1 protein-coding gene is annotated in these 2,715 nt (G+C 41.5%); it reads left to right on the forward strand.

Going from position 1 to position 2,715, the window contains the following annotated elements; genetic code table 11:
* The first annotated feature begins 285 nt into the window (after positions 1-285).
* Positions 286-2,181 (forward strand): glutamine--fructose-6-phosphate transaminase (isomerizing), encoded by a 1,896-nt coding sequence (gene glmS, locus IQ228_RS24430; RefSeq protein ID WP_027402529.1) that lies wholly within the window; start codon positions 286-288, stop codon positions 2,179-2,181.
* The last annotated feature ends 534 nt before the right edge of the window (positions 2,182-2,715 follow it).

The raw sequence follows: 2,715 nt of genomic DNA on the forward strand, positions 1-2,715 counted from the left end.
TAGATGAAACTGAAAGAAAGAAACTTGAGGATATCGCCCAAGGTTGGGGAATGAGTCTTTCGTCAGCCTTAAAAAGATTAGTTAGAGAGAAATAAAATGTTGAAAAGATTTAATGACCCGCATCATGGTTGAGAATATTGGAAGCGGTTAAAACCGCACGGGTAGGCTTTCCCCCGCGCTCTAAAGAGACGCGGCTCCCAGCCTTCCCGCGATCCCCTGGTGGCTTATTCATTCCACCAACTATACTTAAAATTTAATTATCCTGAAACCGGAGTGGTTTAAGCAATGTGTGGAATAGTTGGATATATAGGCACTCAGGCAGCGACAGATATTTTACTGGCTGGATTAGAGAAATTAGAATATAGAGGTTACGATTCGGCAGGAATTGCCACTATTTTGGAAGGTGACGTGCATTGTGTGCGGGCTAAGGGTAAATTACTCAATTTGCGTTCTAAACTGGAACAAATCGAAAATCCCGCCCAAATAGGGATTGGTCACACACGCTGGGCAACTCATGGTAAACCGGAAGAGTACAATGCCCATCCTCATTTAGATACGGCGTTGCGGATAGCTGTGGTGCAAAATGGGATTATTGAGAATTATCGAGAGTTGCGGGAACACCTGAAGGCACTAGGACATGAATTTCGCTCAGAAACAGATACAGAGGTAATTCCTCATTTGATTGCTGAGTGTTTAAAGCATACTCCTGAAAATCCTAATTCCCCTTCGATGTTTTTAGACGCGGTGCGAAAAGCTGTAAGTAAATTAGAGGGGGCTTATGCTGTTGCGGCTATTTCTGCTGATTACCCTGATGAGTTGATTGTAGTTCGTCAACAAGCGCCTTTAGTGATTGGGTTTGGACAGGGTGAGTTTTTCTGTGCTTCCGATACGCCGGCGATTGTTCCTTACACCCGCGCTGTGTTGTCCCTAGAGAACGGCGAAATTGCTCGGTTGACTCCTTTAGGAGTGGAAGTCTATAACTTTGCGGGAAATCGCTTGAAAAAGCATCCTCGGACTCTGAACTGGAATCCCATTATGGTGGAAAAACAGGGATTCAAACATTTTATGCTCAAGGAAATCTATGAGCAACCGGGGGTGGTGCGGGATTGTTTAGAGGCTTATTTCTCAAGGTTCGAGAATGGACAAATTACTGCGGAATCACCGGTGAAATTGGATTTACCAGCGGAATTCTACACAGATTTAGAACAAATTCAAATTGTTGCCTGTGGTACAAGTTGGCACGCGGCGTTGGTGGGTAAATATTTATTAGAACAGTTGGCAGGAATTCCAACTCAGGTACAATATGCTTCAGAGTTTCGATATGCGCCTTCACCGTTAACTGCTAATACTCTGACTATTGGGGTGACACAATCTGGGGAAACTGCTGATACGTTGGCGGCTTTGGCGATGGAAAAAGAACGCCGACAGGGGAAAGAATCTAAGTATCAAGCGCGACTTTTGGGGATTACTAATCGCCCAGAAAGTAGTTTGGGTAATATGGTGGCGAATATTATCAATACTCATGGGGGAATTGAAATTGGTGTAGCGGCGACAAAAACTTTTATAGCGCAATTGATGGCGTTTTATGCTTTGGCGTTAGATTTGGCTTATCGTCGTCAGGAGATTAGTGATTCGAGATTTGAGGAAATTCTCACGGGTTTACGGCAGTTACCAGGGGAAATTGAAGCGATTTTGGAAACTCAAGAACGTTATATTGAACATTTGGTACATGATTTTTCAGAAACAAAAGATTTTATCTTTATTGGGAGAGGAATTAATTTTCCGATTGCGTTAGAAGGGGCTTTAAAATTAAAGGAAATTAGCTATATTCATGCCGAAGGCTATCCAGCGGGAGAAATGAAACATGGACCAATTGCGTTGTTAGATGCGAAAGTTCCGGTGGTGGCGATCGCTGTTCCTGGTAATGTATATGAAAAGGTAATTTCTAATGCCCAAGAAGCTAAAGCCAGAGATTCCCGTTTAATTGGTGTAACTTCTGTAAAAGATGGAGAAGCGGCGGAAATCTTTAATGATTTAATTCCGGTTTCGGAGGTTGAAGAAATTCTTTCACCAATTCTCACGGTGATTCCATTACAGTTGTTAGCTTATCACATTGCGGCGCGGCGTGGTTTGGATGTGGATCAGCCGAGAAATTTGGCGAAGTCGGTAACAGTTGAATAAATTTATTTTAACTGGTATCCTTTAGGCAAACTACGTTGTAGAGACATTTCCTGAAAAATCTCTACAACAGCATTAAACCATCCTGTAATTGATGAGATTGCTTTAACGTTCTATAAGTAATTAGACAAAAATATTTACAGTCATTGCGAGGGAAGGGAAGCAATCACAACCCTGGCGATTGCTTCATTTCACTTCGTTCCATTCCCAATGAAATTGTGTAATTAATTCTGTCTGACTACTTATATCGAAGTTAAGGTAATTCACATTGATTTAATATCAAGACTTACGCAAAATATTCCTCAAACCCTCATTTCTCTGTGTTCTCTGTGTTCTCTGTGGTTCGTTATTCCGTGACTCGTGCATAAGTCCTAAATAAGTAATTAGACAAAAATATTTACAGTCATTGAGAGGGAAGGGAAGCAATCACAACCCTGGCGATTGCTTCATTTCACTTCGTTTCATTCCCAATGAAATTGTGTAATTAATTCTGTCTGACTACTTATATCGAAGTTAAGGTAATTCACATTGATTTAA

Origin of the sequence: Dolichospermum sp. LEGE 00246, assembly GCF_015207865.1 — a bacterium.
Taxonomy (GTDB): Bacteria; Cyanobacteriota; Cyanobacteriia; order Cyanobacteriales; family Nostocaceae; genus Dolichospermum; species Dolichospermum heterosporum.